Source organism: Comamonas testosteroni (assembly GCF_014076415.1).
GTDB lineage: Bacteria > Pseudomonadota > Gammaproteobacteria > Burkholderiales > Burkholderiaceae_C > Comamonas > Comamonas testosteroni_F.
Genome location: NZ_CP043568.1, coordinates 1,791,988 through 1,809,971 on the forward strand (window position 1 = coordinate 1,791,988; position 17,984 = coordinate 1,809,971).

Annotated in this window: 12 protein-coding genes, 1 tRNA gene and 2 pseudogenes; 9 read left to right on the top strand and 6 right to left on the bottom strand. The window is 59.1% G+C overall.

Going from position 1 to position 17,984, the window contains the following annotated elements; genetic code table 11:
- Window positions 1–776 precede the first annotated feature (776 nt).
- The gene (locus tag F0P97_RS08145) at window positions 777–1,037 is read left to right on the top strand and encodes a hypothetical protein (protein WP_182286359.1); all 261 of its coding nucleotides are present in this window, start codon (window positions 777–779) and stop codon (window positions 1,035–1,037) included.
- A 1,960-nt stretch (window positions 1,038–2,997) separates the two neighbouring features.
- Here the strand turns inward: F0P97_RS08145 and F0P97_RS08150 are convergent.
- Window positions 2,998–3,516, bottom strand: a pseudogene (locus F0P97_RS08150) (IS5 family transposase); the annotation flags it as partial.
- Window positions 3,517–3,599: 83 nt separating this feature from the next.
- On the bottom strand, window positions 3,600–3,854 hold the full coding sequence (locus tag F0P97_RS08155; RefSeq protein ID WP_182286360.1) for a hypothetical protein: 255 nt from the start codon (window positions 3,852–3,854) through the stop codon (window positions 3,600–3,602).
- A 167-nt stretch (window positions 3,855–4,021) separates the two neighbouring features.
- On the opposite strand from F0P97_RS08155, the gene F0P97_RS08160 reads away from it, so the two are divergent.
- From F0P97_RS08160 to F0P97_RS08180, 5 genes are all read left to right on the top strand, one after another.
- Window positions 4,022–4,345 carry an ArsR/SmtB family transcription factor gene (locus tag F0P97_RS08160; RefSeq protein WP_182286361.1) on the top strand — a complete coding sequence of 108 codons (324 nt, stop codon included), beginning with the start codon at window positions 4,022–4,024 and terminating at the stop codon, window positions 4,343–4,345.
- A gap of 27 nt (window positions 4,346–4,372) precedes the next feature.
- Window positions 4,373–5,662, top strand: a complete 1,290-nt coding sequence (locus F0P97_RS08165) for an arsenic transporter (protein WP_182286362.1) — start codon at window positions 4,373–4,375, stop codon at window positions 5,660–5,662.
- A gap of 25 nt (window positions 5,663–5,687) precedes the next feature.
- Window positions 5,688–6,119 (top strand): arsenate reductase (glutaredoxin), encoded by a 432-nt coding sequence (gene arsC, locus F0P97_RS08170; RefSeq protein ID WP_182286363.1) that lies wholly within the window; start codon window positions 5,688–5,690, stop codon window positions 6,117–6,119.
- The gene (gene arsH / locus F0P97_RS08175) at window positions 6,106–6,822 is read left to right on the top strand and encodes an arsenical resistance protein ArsH (RefSeq protein WP_182286364.1); all 717 of its coding nucleotides are present in this window, start codon (window positions 6,106–6,108) and stop codon (window positions 6,820–6,822) included. The genes arsC and arsH overlap by 14 nt, the downstream gene beginning before the upstream one ends.
- Window positions 6,823–6,887: 65 nt before the next feature.
- Window positions 6,888–7,940 (top strand): ArsO family NAD(P)H-dependent flavin-containing monooxygenase, encoded by a 1,053-nt coding sequence (locus F0P97_RS08180; protein WP_182286365.1) that lies wholly within the window; start codon window positions 6,888–6,890, stop codon window positions 7,938–7,940.
- 70 nt (window positions 7,941–8,010) lie between these two features.
- Here the strand turns inward: F0P97_RS08180 and F0P97_RS08185 are convergent.
- A pseudogene (locus tag F0P97_RS08185) lies at window positions 8,011–8,477 on the bottom strand (thermonuclease family protein).
- A gap of 133 nt (window positions 8,478–8,610) precedes the next feature.
- Here F0P97_RS08185 and F0P97_RS08190 point away from each other — a divergent pair.
- A tRNA-Arg gene (locus F0P97_RS08190) sits at window positions 8,611–8,687 on the top strand.
- Window positions 8,688–8,796: 109 nt separating this feature from the next.
- On the opposite strand, the gene F0P97_RS08195 is transcribed toward F0P97_RS08190, so the two are convergent.
- A complete protein-coding gene (locus tag F0P97_RS08195) occupies window positions 8,797–10,734 on the bottom strand; it encodes a M14 family zinc carboxypeptidase (protein WP_232538153.1) in 1,938 nt (645 codons plus the stop codon).
- Between the two features lie 12 nt (window positions 10,735–10,746).
- Complete coding sequence (locus F0P97_RS08200; RefSeq protein ID WP_182286366.1) at window positions 10,747–12,585, bottom strand: DEAD/DEAH box helicase; 1,839 nt, start codon at window positions 12,583–12,585, stop codon at window positions 10,747–10,749.
- Between the two features lie 264 nt (window positions 12,586–12,849).
- Between F0P97_RS08200 and ettA the strand changes: the two genes are divergently transcribed.
- On the top strand, window positions 12,850–14,511 hold the full coding sequence (gene ettA, locus F0P97_RS08205; protein ID WP_003063408.1) for an energy-dependent translational throttle protein EttA: 1,662 nt from the start codon (window positions 12,850–12,852) through the stop codon (window positions 14,509–14,511).
- A gap of 48 nt (window positions 14,512–14,559) precedes the next feature.
- Window positions 14,560–16,860, top strand: coding sequence for a DUF1631 family protein (locus F0P97_RS08210; protein ID WP_182286367.1), 2,301 nt, complete (start codon window positions 14,560–14,562; stop codon window positions 16,858–16,860).
- Here F0P97_RS08210 and F0P97_RS08215 read toward each other — a convergent pair.
- Window positions 16,857–17,894 (bottom strand): P1 family peptidase, encoded by a 1,038-nt coding sequence (locus F0P97_RS08215; protein WP_182286368.1) that lies wholly within the window; start codon window positions 17,892–17,894, stop codon window positions 16,857–16,859. The two genes, F0P97_RS08210 and F0P97_RS08215, sit on opposite strands and share 4 nt — an antisense overlap.
- Window positions 17,895–17,984 lie beyond the last annotated feature (90 nt).

Here is a 17,984-nt window from a genome sequence, read left to right on the forward strand (position 1 = left end):
AGCGTTTGCTGCGGGCTTTAGTCGAGTGGCGGTGCTTCTCGTGGTGATTAGGCGATCAAGTTTCCATCGCGCCGATGAAGCTGCGGTGATCAATCGGCAATAGCGACTTGATATGCTGACAATTCATCAGAATTAATGGGGGACGCTATGTCGAGTTTGGGATCGATCGCGCTAGTCGTTGGCGGCGCACTGAGCGCGTTTGCCGCAGTAGCACACTTGGCGTGTATTGCAATTGGCGCTCCCGCATACCGGGTGATGGGAGCGAGTGATCGGATGGTCCGCGCAGCCGAGCAAGGGAAATCTCGGCCAGCACTGATAACGCTTTTCATCGCAATGATTTTGTTCATCTGGGCTGGCTACGCATTGGCCGGAGCTGGCGTCATTGAGCCTCTGCCGCTAACCAAGCTCGCGCTCATAGCTATCTGTGCCGTGTATCTGGCGCGGGCGGTTGCTTTCCCATTTCTCAAGCCGGTGTTCCCTGCAAACACACAGACTTTTTGGCTGGTGTCATCTGGCATCTGTCTCGTGATCGGGCTGTTTCACCTGGTTGGCCTCGTTGAGTTGTGGAGCGCACTCTAGGCATTTCTCTGATCAGCATTCAGTGCCTGGCACAAGAGCCCTTGATGACAAAAGAAAGCCTGCGAGCGGTTGCTGCGGGCTTGATAAAGAGCCGGTGACCTTGCGGGTCCGCGTGGGGAATGGGTCAGAGAGGGAGGAGGAGATACACCCCAGGCACGGCTGGAAACTAAAATGGGTCATCAGACTGGAGGTGCTTCATGACCCAGGAGGAATCTGGCGCATTCGCTGCGCTGTCGATGGTCTTGACGGCAGTCGTCAAGGCGCTCCCACCCGAGACTGCGCATCAGGTGGCAAGAGAGCTGCGCGCTGCACAGCTGGATGCCAAGCATCAGGACGGACCTGATAGGACGGATCCCGAATTCAGGCTTGGCCGCGATCACTTGGTCAATGTGTATCGCGAGCTTCTCAACAGCGTGGCTGAGGGCAAGGTCTACCTTGTCGGCGGTGGCAAGAAGTGAATCTGACTTGCCATCTGGCGTGACCACTGTCGCTCACGCCGTGGAGGCCGCGCCGTGCTCTCAATAGATGGCGGCCCAGGCGAATTCCCGGGATGCCATACCTGCTCAAGCAGTCACACCAGATGACCCTGAATTCAGGGCAAAAAAAGCCACCCTGCGGAGGGTGGCTTAAAGAGGCTTCACTCACACCTGAGTAGCGCTCATTCAAAGACATTAGTTAGGTTGAATACTTTCACTAACATCTGATGTTGTCAGTATTTCTATTGATAGAAACATATTAATGCATATTATCTATTGTTAATGACCCCTCTGAAGCTTTGCCGGGGGAAGGCATATGCGAGGTTGAAGCCTGTGAGCACCTATGGCTTGGCGAGCAGCAGTTTTGTCGTGCGGGTGGTGGTTGGACTCGAGTGCATATGGTTTCCTGCGGGCAAAAGAAAAAGCCCGCGAGCGGTTGCTGCGGGCTTGGATAGAGAGCCGGTGACCTTGTGAGGTCGTGCCTGGGTAAGAAGGTCAGAAAGGGAGGGAGGAGAGATCCCAGGCCCGGCGTAACAGGTAGATGGCGTGAAATTCTGCACGATGCTTTTCGGGCAAGCAATAAGAGTTTGACTTACACCGAACGGGGTAGCTCCAGGTCTGCTCATGAGGCTGGGGCATTGCGACTCTAGGCACCTGATTTGCGCAATGAGCGTCCTGTTCTGTACATTGAACTGCAGGCGGCAAAAGAAAAGCCCGCAAGCAGTTGCTGCGGGCGCTAATCAAAAGCCGGTGACCTATTTGGTCATGCCTGGGCAAGTTGCGGAAGTGAAAGGAGTCTGTGACCCCAGGCCCGGCAAAACAGGTTCGTGACACAAATTTTGCCCAAAGAGAGTCATGGAATCAAGATGTGCCTGGGTTCATAAACAGACTCTCCGTCATCTGGCCTGACCACTTTCGCCGACGACGCTGAAGCCGCGCCGCGCTCCCAATTGACGCCAGCTCAGGCGAATTTCTGAGTTACCGCACCTGCTCGAGCGGTCACGCCGGGTGGCCCCCGCTACTTTCCCGGGGTGGTCATGATGGGCACCTGTGGCCGGTGCTATTACCCTCTTGCAGTTTTCCAGCCAGGCCTTGCAGGCCTGGTTTGTAAGAGCCGGGGAGCCGACCCCCGGCACCATCAAGAAAAAGAGCGGATGACCCGGTTTGCGGTCTGTCGGTGGCAGCAATCTCGGATTGCCAAACTCCATGCCCGCTTGCAGTTTTTCAATGCCGCGCTCTTTCTTGATGGCCCCGCTATAGCCCTGCGGGATAGGGCATATGTATGCCACATGCTGGCTAAACGCTCACATTTCAAGTTCCTGTTCAAACCGCAGCGCCCTGGTTCAAGACGCTCTGGTTTGTGCTGGGATTCCAACCGGCATGGCACGTTGTTTTTCTTGGCACGCCTGCGCCTCACCCCCGTATAGCCTCAGGGTCTGGACTTCGCGCGATCTTTGATGTTCCTGTTGCCGATCCCATCCGCGGGGAGTGCAGTACTGACTACAGCGCACAACGACCTTTTGTATCCCGCTATCGCCCGCGGTGCCCTGTGTTTACCCAGCCGTGCTGCTGCAAGAACAAGGTGCTGGCTCGATCACTTGGCACCCGCCGCATTGCTGCGATGGATGTAATGCAGCGTTGCTAAATCAATTGCGCAATAGCTGTGCTAAATATTTTTTGTAGCGTTGCTGTGTCTTGATCGTGCGCAGTGGTTCAAAGACGAAAAAAAGCCCGCACAAGGCGAGCTGTCTCAGGTTGCGTGCTGTCTATTGAAGGAGGAGCATTTAGGTATCACGCACTTCAAGGAGAGCGGCGATGTCTACCCTCATGACACAAATGGTTGGCCTGTGGATCCTGGCCGTGTTGGTGGCCTGGGTGATCAACGAGATCAGGGACGATTGGCGGGCATAAAGAAGCCCGCACATGACGGGCTTTAGAGTGGCTAACACCACCGATCCACGAAGCGCACACAGATGATCGCTGCTGTCGGTTTCAGCAGCGCTTCGTGGATATCTAACCGTCTTTCAAAGCGGATTCGCAGCTTGCCCAAGCCTGCAAACCATCCATGCGTCCGCTCCACCACCCAGCGATGCTTGCCCAGTCGCTCGCTACTCTCAACGCCTCGCCTGGCAATGTGGCTGGCGATGCCCCGTTGCCTCAGGTACGCACGGCAACGCTTGTAGTGATAGCCCTTGTCGGCGTGCAGCTTCGATGGCCTTTTGCGAGGGCGCCTTCCCAAGCCTGCAATCGCAGGAATCGCGTCCACGCACCTCTCGAACATCTTGGAGTCGTGCCGGTTTGCGCCGCTGACCAAGATCACTATGGGAATGCCTCTGGCATCTACAACGATATGTCGCTTGGAACCGAGCTTGCCTCTGTCCGTGGGGTTGGGGCCCGTTTCCTGGCCTCCCGGGGGGCTTGGCACCGAGGAGCCATCAATGCTGGCCCGGCTCCTGTCGATCTAATATTCGAAAAAGCCCCATTGGTGTGTTTCCTCCTATGTGAAGGAATGTCGCAGAGGAGCGGCGGCTGCCGGCCAGCCCGTCAGTAGCCTTCAACCAAATGCATTTCCGTCCCATCGATCGCAATCATCACGCCCGTGGTGTTGGGGTCGATTTCTATTGGGACGCCCCACAGCTCATTGGGCTTGCCGAAGGAATTGACGATGTTGAACTGGCGCAGCTCTTCAGGCGTCATCTTGATCAGCTTGGGGTAGGCGTTGTTGTGGGCCTTCCAGTGCCGCAGGAACGTGTGGCACACGCGCTTGTGGACTGTGTGGATAGGGGATTCATCGGTCATGCTGCGATTGTCTCAGAGCCGGGTGATGCACTGAAACCTATGACTGGGAATGGCCAGAAGCAGCCATTTGACCTGCATCCGTTAAGCGGTCATCCCGTGTCCCGACAGCAATCCTGATCCAGCATCTCAATCACACAATAATTCAATATTTATTGTATTATTGATAAATGCAAGAAGCCCAAGTTATCCGTTCCCTCTCAGCTTTGGCCCATGAAGCACGCCTGCGCGTTTTTCGTGCGTTGGTGGTTGCAGGACCTGAAGGCCTGACTCCCAGTGCATTGGCGCAGCAGCTGGGTATTGCCCCCAATGCACTGTCGTTTCACCTAAAGGAACTGTTCCATGCCGAACTCGTGAGTCAAGAGCGGCAGGGCCGAAATGTGCTATATCGTGCTGCATTTCCCGTCATGAATGGTCTGCTCGCATATCTCACCGAGAACTGCTGCCAGGGAGCTGCCTGCACTCCAGACGCCGTGGCTTTGTGCCAGTGCTGAAGCGCTCGTTGCTAGGAACAGTTCACCATGTTGACGGCCATTCTGATTTTCATCTTCACACTGACGCTGGTCATCTGGCAACCGCGCGGCCTTGGCATTGGCTGGAGTGCCTCTATCGGGGCCGGTATCGCGCTGCTGCTGGGGGTCGTGCACTTCGCTGATATTCCGGTGGTCTGGCATATTGTCTGGAATGCCACGGCGACCTTTGTCGCCATCATCATCACCAGCCTTTTGCTGGATGAGGCCGGTTTCTTCGAGTGGGCCGCATTGCACTTTGCCCGCTGGGGTGGTGGCAGCGGCGTCAAGCTGTTTGCGTTCATTGTGCTGCTGGGTGCCGCCGTATCAGCCCTCTTTGCCAATGACGGAGCGGCCCTGATTCTCACGCCAATCGTGATGGCCATGCTGGTAGCGCTGGGCTTTTCTCCGGCGGCAACACTGGCGTTTGTCATGGCCGCCGGGTTTATTGCCGACACTGCGAGCTTGCCGCTGATCGTCTCCAACCTGGTGAATATCGTGTCCGCCGACTTTTTCAAGATTGGCTTCAACGACTATGCGTCCGTGATGGTGCCGGTCAACTTTGCCTCCGTTCTGGCCAGCCTCGGGGTTCTGCTGCTGCTTTTCCGGCGCGATATTCCTGCTTCCTACGACGTGGCCCAGCTGAAGCAGCCATCGGCTGCAATCAAAGACCTGGCCACGTTCCGGGCTGGCTGGGTCGTGTTGGTCTTGCTTCTGATTGGCTTTTTTGTTCTGGAGCCCCTGGGCGTGCCCGTCAGTGCCGTGGCGACCATGGGGGCAGCGATCTTGCTGGCTGTGGCCGCGCGTGGTCATGTCATCAGCATCAGGAAGGTGCTCCATGGCGCTCCTTGGCAGATCGTGGTGTTCTCGCTGGGTATGTATCTGGTGGTCTATGGGTTGCGCAACGCGGGCCTCACGGATTACATCGCTGTGTTGCTGAATCAGTTTGCAGCCGGTGGCGTGTGGACCGCATCGCTGGGCACCGGCGTGTTGTCTGCGGTGCTGTCCTCGATCATGAACAACATGCCCACGGTCTTGATCGGGGCCCTGTCCATCGATGCGTCCACAGCCAGCGACGCTGTCAAGGAGGCCATGGTGTACGCCAATGTGATCGGCTGCGATCTGGGTCCCAAGATCACGCCGATTGGCAGCTTGGCCACCTTGCTGTGGCTGCATGTGCTGGGCAAGAAAGGCACAACGATTGGTTGGGGCTACTACCTCAAAGTCGGCGCGGTACTGACTCTGCCCGTGCTGCTAATCACCCTTTCCGCCCTGGCCTTTCGGCTCAGCGTGGCGTCATGAATCTTTGCAACGGAAATCTAGCGCTATGAGCGACATCACGATTTACCACAACCCTGCTTGCGGCACCTCCCGCAATGTCCTGGCCCTGATCCGCAACAGCGGGGCGGAGCCCACGGTCATCGAATACCTCAAGACGCCACCTGATCGCGCCACCCTGGTGGGCCTGATCCAAGCCATGGACATGCCGGTACGCGACGTGTTGCGTCAAAAAGGTACACCCTATGACGAACTTGGCTTGGGCGAGCCTGAATGGACGGACGAGCAATTGATTGATTTCATGCTCCAGCATCCCATCCTGATCAATCGGCCGATAGTGGTCACACCTCTGGGAACCCGCTTGTGCCGTCCCTCGGAAGCCGTGCTGGACATCCTGCCGCAGCCTCAACAGGCCGCCTTCTCCAAGGAGGACGGCGAAGCCGTTATTGACTCGAAAGGAAACCGAATTGGCAAGCTCTGATCTACCGAACCTCGACGAACAAGCCTTTGAAAAACCCATCCTGGAAGGCCTGTTGCCTGCACAGCGTGCGACGCACGCGCCGCGCATTCTGCTGCTGTATGGCTCGGTTCGCGACCGCTCCTATAGCCGGCTGCTGACCGAAGAGGCGGCGCGACTGCTGCGCAAGATGGGGGCAGAGACCAGGATTTTCGATCCGCGTGGCCTGCCGCAACCCGATGGTGCCCCTGACGATCACCCGAAGGTCAGGGAGCTGCGCGAGCTGGCCCAGTGGGCGGAGGGTATGGTGTGGACCTCTCCGGAGCGTCACGGTGCCATGACCAGCGTTCTCAAAGCGCAGATTGACTGGATTCCTTTGTCTGTCGGAGCTGTGCGGCCGACACAAGGCAAGACACTCGCAGTGATGCAAGTCTCGGGGGGCTCGCAGTCCTTCAATGCGGTCAACCAGATGCGCGTACTGGGCCGCTGGATGCGCATGATCACCATCCCCAATCAGTCGTCCGTTGCCAAGGCATTTGCCGAGTTCGACGAGGCTGGCCGGATGAAGCCATCTTCGTATTACGAGAGGGTGGTGGACGTGATGGAAGAGCTGGTCAAGTTCACGCTGCTGACGCGAGACTGTTCGGACTACCTGGTGGATCGCTACAGCGAGCGCCGTGAAAGCGCCGAAGAACTGTCCAAACGGGTCAATCAACGCAGCATTTAAGCGATCCACAAAGCACTTATTGCTAGTGCAGGGGCTGCGGAAGTGGCGGTGATAGGAAGTAATCCATGTCTTTCCATGACGTCATCATTGTTGGAGCGGGTCAGGCAGGCCTATCGGTGGCGTATTTCCTGCGCCGAACCAATCTGTCTGTGTTAGTGCTGGATGCCGAGGACGCTGGTGGTGGAGCCTGGCAGCATGGATGGGATTCGCTGAGGCTTTTTTCTCCCGCCTCGTGGAGTTCCATCGCGGGATGGCCGATGCCTGCCTCAGGTGAGCAGTATCCAGGTCGTGACCATGTGGTCGACTATCTTCGCAAGTACGAAAAACGCTATGAACTCAAGATCGAGAGGCCGGTTCGTGTTACGGGTATTGAAACCACTGAGCAAGGTTTCCAGGTCAATGCTCGAGCGAGAACCTGGCATTCGCGTGCAGTTGTATTGGCCACGGGAACATGGCGAAATCCCTTTGTCCCCAACGCTGAGGATTTGACGTCCTTCAAGGGACAACAGTTGCACTCGGCTCAGTACGTGTCTCCTGAACCGTTCAAAGGCAAGAGGGTGATGGTGGTCGGTGGAGGAAACTCCGGCGCTCAGATCCTGGCGGAGGTCTCGCATGTCGCGGAGTCCACGACCTGGGTCACGTTGGAGCCACCGGCCTTTCTACCGGATGAGGTCGATGGGCGAGTGCTTTTCGAGAGGGCCACCGCACGCTGGCAGGCCCTGCAGGAGGGTAAAGATCCAGAGAACCTGCCAGGTGGCTTTGGCGATATCGTGATGGTCCCCCCTGTCCTTGATGCACGCCAGCGCGGCGTGCTGCATTCTGTCGGCTCATTTGAGAAGCTCACGGCGGACGGGGCTCAATGGGGCGACGGAAGTACCAAGTCCTTCGACGCGATCATTTGGTGTACAGGCTTCAGGCCAGCGTTGCAGCCTCTGGAGACTCTTGGCGTTGTCAACGAATTCAGAGTCGCGGTAGATGGCACACAGGTGCGTGGAGTCCCTGGTTTATGGCTGGTAGGCTATGGAGAGTGGACGGGGCCAGCGTCTGCGACGCTCATTGGAGTCATGCGCACAGCTCGTAGCACAGCAAGCGAAATTGCTCAGTACCTATCCGATTGAATGACCGCTGTCCCTGGATCTAAAGGTCTGCTGAGGGTCTACAGGGACTTAGATTTTGCCGAGGCTCGCGTCAAGCTTTACGCCAATCCCATGGCGCGATGGGTTCGGGATCTCGCCAAAGTCCAGCTTTTCGAGCCTTGGCCTCTTACTCTGCAAACTCATAGTGCCCGCGCTCCTGTGGTGACTGCTCTCGGGTGTAGGCGCGATACCACCAGGCCATCCCTTGCCTGATCATCGCCAAGCCGGCATCGAGCGTGTGCGGCCCGCTGGGGGCCGATGCAGGCGTCACCCAGACAGAGCACACCTGTCGCTGGTACCTGTCTGTCTTGGTGCAGCGCAGCCCAGCCTCTTTCTGGAAGGTTGGCTCGGCCAGCATTTGCCGGGCGCGATCCCGAACGGCTGCTTGCGCTCAGGGGCGTCGATGCCCTGCAGTCTCACCTTGACCTGTTCGTATTTCCCTGGCTCGCCGCATCGGGCTGTCAGGGCGTCACCGTCGAAGATGCCGACAACCAGGCAGATGAGGGCTGAGGCGAGCATGAGGCAAAGGTGGAGAGGGTTGTTATCCAGTGCATAATACCGACCGGTCATATCGAACGAGGAATGGCCGATGCGGAGCGCTCCGCAAATCTAGGTTGTGGCTATACCGAAAAAACCTAGTGAAATCAATCATCTGCCCGTAGCTCAGTTGGATAGAGCAACAGCCTTCTAAGCTGTGGGTCACAGGTTCGATCCCTGTCGGGCAGGCCAAGCGAAGAAAAAAGCCCATTCGTGCAATTGCATGAATGGGCTTTTTGTTTCTGCATCAACAGTGTGCCGCAGAGTGCATTTAAGGCTCTGCGATCTTGCCTCTATATTTTCAATCCATCTCTTCTTCAAAAACGACCGATGGTGCGGCGACGACGCGTGCAATGTCCGTAGGGGCAGTAATCAGGCTTTTGCTTACATAGCTGAAGGGTGTGTCAGGCTCAAGGGCTGCAGTCGCCAAATGCGCTTTTGCCTGGTTGAGGGTGATGTAGTAGCTGCCCATCGGCGCTTCAATGGCGCCACGCGTCAGCACAGGGGTGTTGCTGCCGGTACGGGATGGGGTGTAGTTTTCTGCCAGCATCTGACCAGATTCTGCAATCTGCATGACTTGCACTCCCTGCAGGCGCAAACGGTCGACGGCTCGCCCGGAGTCAGCCGACAGCCAGTAACCGCATGGGCGGGGGCGGCTTTGTTCGGGCTTTATGTTCAGCGATGAGTTCCAGTCTACACGGGCTTCGATTTCCTGTCCGGATTCGGCCTGCAGCATGCGGATGGTGCGCTGCTCAGGTGTTTGTTTGGCCTGGATGGTCAGGGTGTTGCGGCAAGCGAGCGCGGAAATGTCGCGTGACACAAAGGATTCGACCTGCTTCAGGTTTTTTGATTTCTCGGCCGTGGCTCGCAGTGCTGCCGTTGCCGCAGTGACCAGGCTGTGCACGCGGCGCTGAATGTGCAGGCGCCCCAGATCGGAGCCGCGGCTGGCTATCAGCAGAGCGACAGAGTTTTTGAGGCTGCTGGTGTTGGCCAGAGTGTCGGCAGCCAAACCGGCCATGGACATTGATTTGTCCTCAGGCTGAGCACTGGGCTGGAAAAACCATTCATTGCTGAGCTCTGCCTGCTTGAGCGCATTGCGTATGGGTTGACTGAACCACTCTCGCGCTGCCTTGTTGACAAATTCGTGTGCATTGGCCGTGGCAGCGGGTTGCATTAGCACGTCGTAGCGCTGCACGGCCTGAAATTTCAGCAGCAACGTGCCAGCTGCTGCAAATTCACGTAGATCAATCACAGCTGCAGGCCGGTAGTTACGGGTCAGGCGGGCGAGGGCCTGTGCTTCCGGAGTGCTCAACAGCAGATGATCGTGAACGAGGTCTGTGCCGTCTGCTGTGACGTGGCTGGCCGTGCCTGCCGCATCAGGATTGGCCCGGGGTACGATGATGATATTGGTCTGCTGCAGCAAGGGCGCCAGCAGGCCGCCCTGGCTCAGTTCACGAGCGACGACCAACAGGGCCTCAGTGCTGGCAGGTTCGTCGCCACGTTGGCCGCCGACCAAGAGCACGGTGGGTTTGCCGCTGCTGTTGATGGTTGTTGCCTGGGTGTTCTGGCCCTGAGTCGCAATAAGCGCTTGAATCGGCAGTCCTCTTTGAGAGGTGCCGATAGTAATGATGGACAGTTGCGAGCCGTTACCGGCCTTGCTGCTCACTGATTGCAACCACGTAGAAATTTCTGTCTGCGTGCTGAAATGCTGTCGCCCATTGCCCAGACCTGGAGTGTCATAAAGAGTGGTGGGGTCGGTAAAGCGAGACTCGATGGCCGGGTTATAGGGCAGGGCCGTCAGCTGTGGCGTAGGGTCAACCGCCTGGCTGATCACCGAAGGGGCAGCAGGAGAGCTTGCTGCGGAGGGGGCTGGGGCCGTTGCAGGGCCTGACATGCCAGCCCAGGGCGGCAGTTGCACATTTGCACAGGCCGTCAACAGCACTGCCGAGCCCACTGTCGTCAGCTTGAGCATGCTTTGGGTCCAGACGGACTGCGTGCGCTTGGCATGAGAGAAAACAGGCTTGGTAAGAAATGTCATAAGTTCAACGCAGATAAAAAGAACATGCCAAGAGCGAAAGCCCAAGCTTCGCACATCTGGAACCCATATTAGGTCGGCTGGCTTGCGGTCGGCTGTCAGCGCGCAGCGATGCTGCAGCTGGAAAAAACAGAAGGGCTGCAATATTGGAGATTGCAGCCCTTCAGGAGTTTGGGTTGAAGGTGATTTCACACCTTCAACCATAGACGCAGCGGATTAACGGCCGTAACCGCCGCCAAAGCCTCCACGGTTGCCGCCGCGATTGCCTCCGCCAAAGCCACCACGACCGCCGCCAAAGCCACCACGGCGGCCACGGTCAGCCATGCTGTCCACGCTGGTGCGCATGGGGTCGGGCTGGCCACCACCGTTGCTGCCGCGCGCGCCGTTGTGGCGGGCGTGGCCTTGCTGTGTACCCAGGTGCGCATCGGCACGGGGGGGTTGATCGTCGTAGCGATTGCCGCGCTCGCGATCACCGAACTGGCGGGCACCGCCGCGCTTGGGGGCTCGCTGTTGATCGCTATTGCCTTGCGGGCGTGGAGCGCGGTCGCTTTGGCCGAACGAGTTACTGCGCTCGCCTTGGCGCTCGGTGCTGCGATCGGGGTTGCGTTCGCTACGTTCCACCGCTTGCTGGCCCTGGCCGCGCTGGCTGTTGACGCGGCTGTTGCTGCGGGGCTTGTGCTGGCGTGCGGGGCGTTGCTGTGCTTCACCTTCTGCTTCGCCTTGCTGGGCATCTGCAGCAGGACGGCGACCACCGCGGCCGCCATTGGGCGTCTTGTTGGAGCGGATACGCTCCATCATTTCCTGGCGGGCCGCCTTGGCAGCTGCCTGCATCACATCGCGGCTGGGGGGCTTGCCAGCGCCACCCCACAGCGTCTGTCGGCCCATGGCGATGGGCTCGGCGATTTCGCCTTCCTCAGGACCAAAGCCTTCGATGGGCTGCACCGGAATCTCCTGCTTGGTAAAGCGTTCGATATCCATCATGAAGCCTTCTTCGTCCATGCAGACCAGGCTGACTGCGTTGCCTTCGCGGCCGGCGCGGCCGGTTCGGCCGATACGGTGCACATAGTCTTCCGAGATATTGGGGATCTCGTAGTTCACCACGTTGGGCAGCTCGTCAATGTCGATGCCGCGTGCCGCGATATCTGTTGCCACCAGCGCGCGCAGCTCGCCCGTTTTGAAGCCTTCCAGGGCTTGGGTACGGGCGCTCTGGCTCTTGTTGCCGTGCAAAGCCATGGCGGAAACGCCGTTCTTGGTCAGGTACTCGGCCACATTGTTGGCACCAAACTTGGTGCGGGTGAACACCAGCACCTGACTCCAGTTGTTTTCCTGGATGATGTGCAGCAGCACCTGCTTTTTCTTGCCACGCCCCACGGGGTGGATGACCTGCTTGATACGCTGGACGGTGGTGTTGCGCGGTGTGACCTGGATGGATTGGGGGTTGCGCAGCAGGCCATTGGCCAGCTCGCGAATTTCATCGCTGAAGGTGGCAGAGAACAGCAGGCTTTGCTTGTCCTTGGGCACCAGAGCCAGAACCTTCTTGACGTCATGGATGAAGCCCATGTCCAGCATGCGGTCGGCCTCGTCCAGGATCAGCATCTCGACGGTGGACAGGTCCATGAAGCCTTGACCGGCCAGGTCCAGCAGACGACCGGGCGTGGCAACCAGGACGTCGACGCCCTTCTCGATGCGGGCGATCTGTGGCTTCATACCGACACCGCCAAAAATCACGGTGGAGGTAATGTCCAGATATTTGGCATAGCTGCGCAGGTTTTCTTCCACCTGGGCCGCCAGTTCGCGGGTAGGGGTCAGCACCAGCGTGCGGATGCCCTTGCCGCCAAACTTGTTCTTGGGTGCTGTGCCGCTTGCCAGGCGCTGCAGCATGGGCAGCGTGAAGGCGGCTGTCTTGCCGGTGCCGGTCTGAGCGCCAGCCAGCAGGTCGTGCCCGGCAAGAACCAGAGGAATTGCCTGTGCCTGAATGGGAGTCGGGCTTTCATAACCCTGTTCTTTTACGGCCTTCAGAATGGCGGGTGCCAGATTCAGTTCTTCAAATGTCATTGTGATCAATTGCGCCAATCCTGGGCGCGGGGTATCAGCCTGTCATGGCACCCGTGGGGTGCCTGGCCAGTTGTAGGCAGATATAGTTTGCGTGTTGGGAGCTTGGAAACGCTTCCTTTGTCCCCAGCTGAAGTGCTGCTGCAGCAGGCAACTGGACGCCTGTTGCGAGGGGTATTGTCGCATGCACCGATAATCATGGTTTGATTGCCGTGTAAAGCGGCACACTTTTTTGCATAAATCCAAGTAACTCAAAGCAATTCGGACATGGCTCAATACGTTTTTTCGATGAATCAGCTGACCAAGACGGTGCCGCCCAAGCGCCAGATCTTGAAAGGCATTTCCCTGAGTTTCTTCCCCGGCGCCAAGATCGGCGTGCTGGGTCTGAACGGCTCGGGCAAGTCTTCGCTGTTGAAGATCATGGCCGGTGTGGACAAGGAGTATGAGGGCGAAGCCATCCCAATGCAGGGCCTGTCCATCGGCTACCTGCCCCAGGAGCCTCAGCTCAATCCCGAGCACACCGTGCGCCAGGCTGTGGAAGAAGCCATGGCCGAGGTGAACAATGCCAAGGCCCGCCTGGAAGAGGTTTACGCAGCTTACGCAGAAGAGGATGCGGACTTTGACGCCCTGGCTGCCGAGCAAGGTGAGCTGGAGGCCATCATCGCTGCTGCGGGTACGGACTCCGAGCATCAGCTGGAAATCGCTGCGGATGCGCTGCGCCTGCCGGCATGGGACGCTATCGTGGGTCAGCTCTCCGGTGGTGAGAAGCGCCGCGTTGCCCTGTGCAAGCTGCTGCTGTCCAAGCCTGACATGCTGCTGCTGGACGAGCCGACCAACCACTTGGACGCCGAGTCCGTGGACTGGCTGGAGCAGTTCCTGCACCGCTTCAGCGGCACCGTGGTGGCCATTACCCACGATCGCTACTTCCTGGACAATGCTGCGGAATGGATTCTGGAACTGGACCGTGGCCATGGCATCCCCTACAAGGGCAACTACTCCGACTGGCTGATCCAGAAGGGTAACCGCCTGGAAGCCGAGCAAAAGGGCGAAGAAGCCCGTGCCAAGGCCTTGAAGAAGGAACTGGAGTGGGTGCGCCAGAATGCCAAGGGTCGTCAGGCCAAGTCCAAGGCCCGTATTGCGCGCTTTGAAGAGCTGAGCGACTACGAATACCAGCAGCGCAATGAAACACAGGAAATCTTCATTCCTGTGGCCGAGCGACTGGGCTCCAAGGTCATCGAGTTCACCAATGTCTCCAAGTCCTTTGGCGACCGCATGCTGATCGACAACCTTTCGATGAACATTCCCGCTGGTGCCATCGTCGGCATCATCGGACCGAATGGTGCAGGTAAGTCGACTCTGTTCAAGCTGATCGCGGGTAAGGAGCAGCCTGATTCAGGTACGGTGGACATCGGCCAGACTGTGAAGATGGCCTTTGTGGACCAGCACCGTGATGAACTGGCCAATGAAAAGACCGTGTGGGAAGACATCTCCGGCGGTTTGGACATGATCACCGTGGGCAAGTTCACGATGGCGTCGCGCGCTTACGCGGGCCGCTTCAACTTCAACGGCCAAGACCAGCAAAAGAAGGTCGGCAACCTCTCCGGTGGTGAGCGCGGTCGCCTGCACCTGGCCAAGACGCTGATTCAAGGCGGCAACGTGCTGCTGTTGGACGAGCCCTCCAATGACTTGGACGTGGAAACCCTGCGTGCGCTGGAAGACGCGCTGCTGGAATATGCCGGTACCGTGATGGTCATCTCGCATGACCGCTGGTTCCTGGACCGTATTGCCACGCATATCCTGGCCGCCGAAGGCGATTCCCAGTGGGTATTCTTTGATGGCAACTACCAGGAGTACGAAGCCGATAAGAAGAAACGACTGGGTGAAGAAGGTGCTGCGCCCAAGCGTATGCGTTACAAGGCGTTGAAGTAAGCATCAAAATGTCTCCGGCATTAGCTGGAGCGGGTATTCTTAGGGGCTATGAGCCTCGCACATGCATCCGTTTCCGTGCTGCGCACCTGCCTTGTCCAGGTGGTGCGTGGCGCTGATGCATTCGCGCTGCGATTGTTGCAGCGCACCGAATATGCGTTGGAGCAATCGCTCTCGACGGGTTTCCACTCTGCAAGGCGCGATGTGCTCGGCGCTGCGCTGCATAACCTGCAGCAGCACCGGGCTTCGGTGATCAGCAGCTTCCCGCAGAACTTGCTGGAGGCGCTGGTACTGTCAGCGCGCCAACCTTTTTCCTTTTCTGCACAGACGCTGGATACCGTCACTGGCCGGCTTTTGCCATTGGCGGCCATGGCCGAGTCGGCCAGCCGTCAGCTCAAGGCCGAGCACAAGATGGTGCAGATGGTCGAGCCCCAGGTCGAGCTGGCGCTGGCCGATCTGGATGCGTTGATGAGCGGCGCTCAGGGACTTGAATCCGCTCGGCCAGAGTGCAATCCGCTGCGGCTGGAGAACTATGTACGCGCTTTGAGCCAGTCGTTGACGGCTGTTCAGCCCGCCACGGAAGTGGCCGATTGCTGGCATGAATTCATGTCGCAGCAGCTGGGCTCGATTCTGGCTTCTGAATATTCCCGTGCTGCCAATTTGCTGCGCCAGCATGGCGTGCAGCCTGCCCGCTATGGTGCGGACGGCGACACCCGGCCTCAATGCCTGTTGACTTTGCGGTTATTGCAGGAGTTGGCCTCAGATCTGCGCTGGATTGATGATTCGCGCTGCACCGTGCCCCAGTCGCTGACGGACTCCATGCTGGCGGGTTGGCCGGCGACAGAGCCGGCCTCTATCGCGCCTGTGCAAGATTCTGGGCTGGAGCCGGGCTGGACTTCCTATTCGGCCAATGCGCTGCACACTTCGCAGCAACCCTGGGGACCCGGTGCTCTGAGGGGGTTGCAAGCGCCACAGCCCAGCCAGGCGCCCAGTGCTCTGATTCAGATCCGCACGCTGCAGCGCATGATGAGCCATATGACCAGCGACGGCCGCCTGCTGCCGCCGGTGCAGCGGGTCTTGTTGCGGCTTGAACCCATGTTGAGCCAGTTGGTGGCGCAAGACGGTGTTTTCTTTGAAGATCGCTTGCACCCCGCACGGCAGTTGCTGGACGAGCTGACGGCTCGTAGCCTCTGGTTTGCTAGCGAATCTGCTCTGGGATTTGCCCACTTCATCACAGTGGCAGAGGCTGCGGCAAACCAGTTGGCCAGTGCTGGGCAGGCAAATGCCAATGTATTTGCCCGAGTACTGCAATTTGTGCGCGAGCAGTGGCCGCCGGAAGGTCGTATGAGCCGCATTGCGGCTCTGAGTCCGCATACCGAAGTCGAGCATTCCACGCGGCAAGGGCTGATGAGCTCGGCGCTGGGGCTGGTCGATCATCGGATTGCGGGCGCCATCGAGCAGATCAAGCCCGATGCCCTGCAACTGGCGCAGATGATTCGCAGTTTGCCCAGTGCCAAGGGTGTGCCTGAAGATATTCTGGATTTTGTGACCGGCCCTTGGGCGGGTGTGATTGCCCAGGCACAGCAGCGGGCTGAACCAGGGCAGGAGCGCGACCCGGGTGGCTATCTGGCGCTGGTGCCCAGCCTGCTGTGGAGCGTGTCGCCTCAAGCCGCTCAGGATGTGACGCGGCTGGTGGCCATGGCACCCAAGTTGCAGCGCCGTCTGGCGCGAGGCTTGCGCAGCGTGGGCCGCACGGATGTCGAAATCGCCGCACTGGCGGCCCGGTTGGGAAGCCTTCAGCAGCGGGTACTGGATGCGGCCGAGGCTGCGGGACAGTCTGGTTCCGACGAGTTTGCCAGGGCGGATGTGCTCGGTGAGCTGCCCAGCGTGCTGACGGGTCTGGATGGTGCCTCAGAAACCGTGCGCGCAGGGCTGGATATCACCTTGCCGGTACTGACCGACAGAGTCGAAGATGTGCCTGTGGTGACGGTTGCGCGAGAAACGCAAACCCAGGCGGCACACCATTCTTGTGGATCTGTCTTCAAGACAAAGCAGCAGAAGACGGTCGATGCCGCTGTGCTCGAGCCTGAAGCCGTGGCTTCCAGCCCGATGCCCGTGCAAGTCGCCATGGGCCAGGGCAGACCTGTGGATGCTGTCGAATGGCCTTTGGGTACCTGGGTGGAGCTGTGCAACGAGCGCCAGCAACTGCGAACCAAGCTGACCTGGGTCAGTCCGCAACAAAGCCTGTTTCTGTTTACCGCCGAAGACGGAAGCACCCAGTCCATGACGCGCCGCATGCGCGACAAATTGCTGACGCAGGGGCAGTTGCGGCGACTTGAGGCGATGGCCTAGCTGCTTGCGCGCAAATCCTGATGGCTGGGCAGCGTCATCTGGCCATCGATGCGTACCGATTGGGCGAGCAAGACGGCGCGCGCAGTAGCTATGGCCACGGCTTCGGCCGCCAAGGTGCTCAGCGTCATCATTCCCGGCGATTTGCCGCTGCGGCCCGTGCCCAGGGCAAACAGGCTGTCGCCATCGCTCATGGTATGCACGGGGTTGATGGCACGTGCCAGGCCATCATGGGCCACCACGGCCAGGCGATGAGCCTGGGCCTTGGTGATGACGGCGTCGGTCGCTACGACGCCTATCGTGGTGTTGCTGCCGGCCAGAACCGGCTTGGGCTCCTCGCCCGCCAGCAAGGCATCGCGGGTGCCGCGCAATTGCAGGCCGTCTGCCGTGCGTGCCCCGGCCAGCAACTCGCCATTGAAGGGGTTGAATACATCACCTAGCGCATTGCAGGCAATGATCGCTCCTACGGTGACGCCATCGATGGTGAAGCTGGCCGTGCCTATGCCGCCCTTCATCGCGCGCTCATGGCCGAAGACCTTGCCCACCACGGCGCCGGTGCCAGCGCCCACGCTGCCCTCGGCGGGTCGCCCCGTGCCTGAGTCCAGCCCCGCATTCCGGCAGGCGGCATAGCCGGCCGCAGCATCGGGGCGTATGCGCATATCGCCCATCATCACGTCGAAGAGCACAGCTGCCGGCACCAGCGGAATGCGGCCCACACCTATATTCAGGCCCGCGCCTTGTTCTTCCAGCCAGCGCACGGCCCCTGTGGCAGCGTCCAGCCCCCAGGCGCTGCCACCGGCCAGCAGGATGCCGTGGACCTCCTGCACCAGATTGCTGGGGTGCAGCAAGTCGGTCTCGCGCGTGCCAGGGGCTGCGCCGCGCACATCCACTCCACCCACGGCACCCAGAGGGCAAATCACGGCGGTGCAGCCTGTGGGGCGGCGCGAGTCGCTGAAATGGCCGACGGAGATGCCTTGCACACGGCCGATATGGCCTTCGTGTGCGAGCAGATCCTCAATGGCTGAAAAAGCGCTCATGTCAGTACTCCTTGCATTCTTTATATGTTTTTCTGGATAAACAGATGGTTTTTTATTCTTTAGGGTTTGCCCGTGTAAGGTTCATACTTG

Bases quoted from the DNA above. Each gene is read 5' to 3' on its own strand.
- F0P97_RS08210 (WP_182286367.1), top strand. From the start codon at position 14,560: ATGAGCCTCGCACATGCATCCGTTTCCGTGCTGCGCACCTGCCTTGTC.
- F0P97_RS08200 (WP_182286366.1), bottom strand. From the start codon at position 12,585: ATGACATTTGAAGAACTGAATCTGGCACCCGCCATTCTGAAGGCCGTA.
- ettA (WP_003063408.1), top strand. From the start codon at position 12,850: ATGGCTCAATACGTTTTTTCGATGAATCAGCTGACCAAGACGGTGCCG.
- F0P97_RS08145 (WP_182286359.1), top strand. From the start codon at position 777: ATGACCCAGGAGGAATCTGGCGCATTCGCTGCGCTGTCGATGGTCTTG.
- F0P97_RS08155 (WP_182286360.1), bottom strand. From the start codon at position 3,854: ATGACCGATGAATCCCCTATCCACACAGTCCACAAGCGCGTGTGCCAC.
- arsC (WP_182286363.1), top strand. From the start codon at position 5,688: ATGAGCGACATCACGATTTACCACAACCCTGCTTGCGGCACCTCCCGC.
- F0P97_RS08165 (WP_182286362.1), top strand. From the start codon at position 4,373: ATGTTGACGGCCATTCTGATTTTCATCTTCACACTGACGCTGGTCATC.
- F0P97_RS08160 (WP_182286361.1), top strand. From the start codon at position 4,022: ATGCAAGAAGCCCAAGTTATCCGTTCCCTCTCAGCTTTGGCCCATGAA.
- F0P97_RS08215 (WP_182286368.1), bottom strand. From the start codon at position 17,894: ATGAGCGCTTTTTCAGCCATTGAGGATCTGCTCGCACACGAAGGCCAT.
- F0P97_RS08180 (WP_182286365.1), top strand. From the start codon at position 6,888: ATGTCTTTCCATGACGTCATCATTGTTGGAGCGGGTCAGGCAGGCCTA.
- F0P97_RS08195 (WP_232538153.1), bottom strand. From the start codon at position 10,734: ATGGTTGAAGGTGTGAAATCACCTTCAACCCAAACTCCTGAAGGGCTG.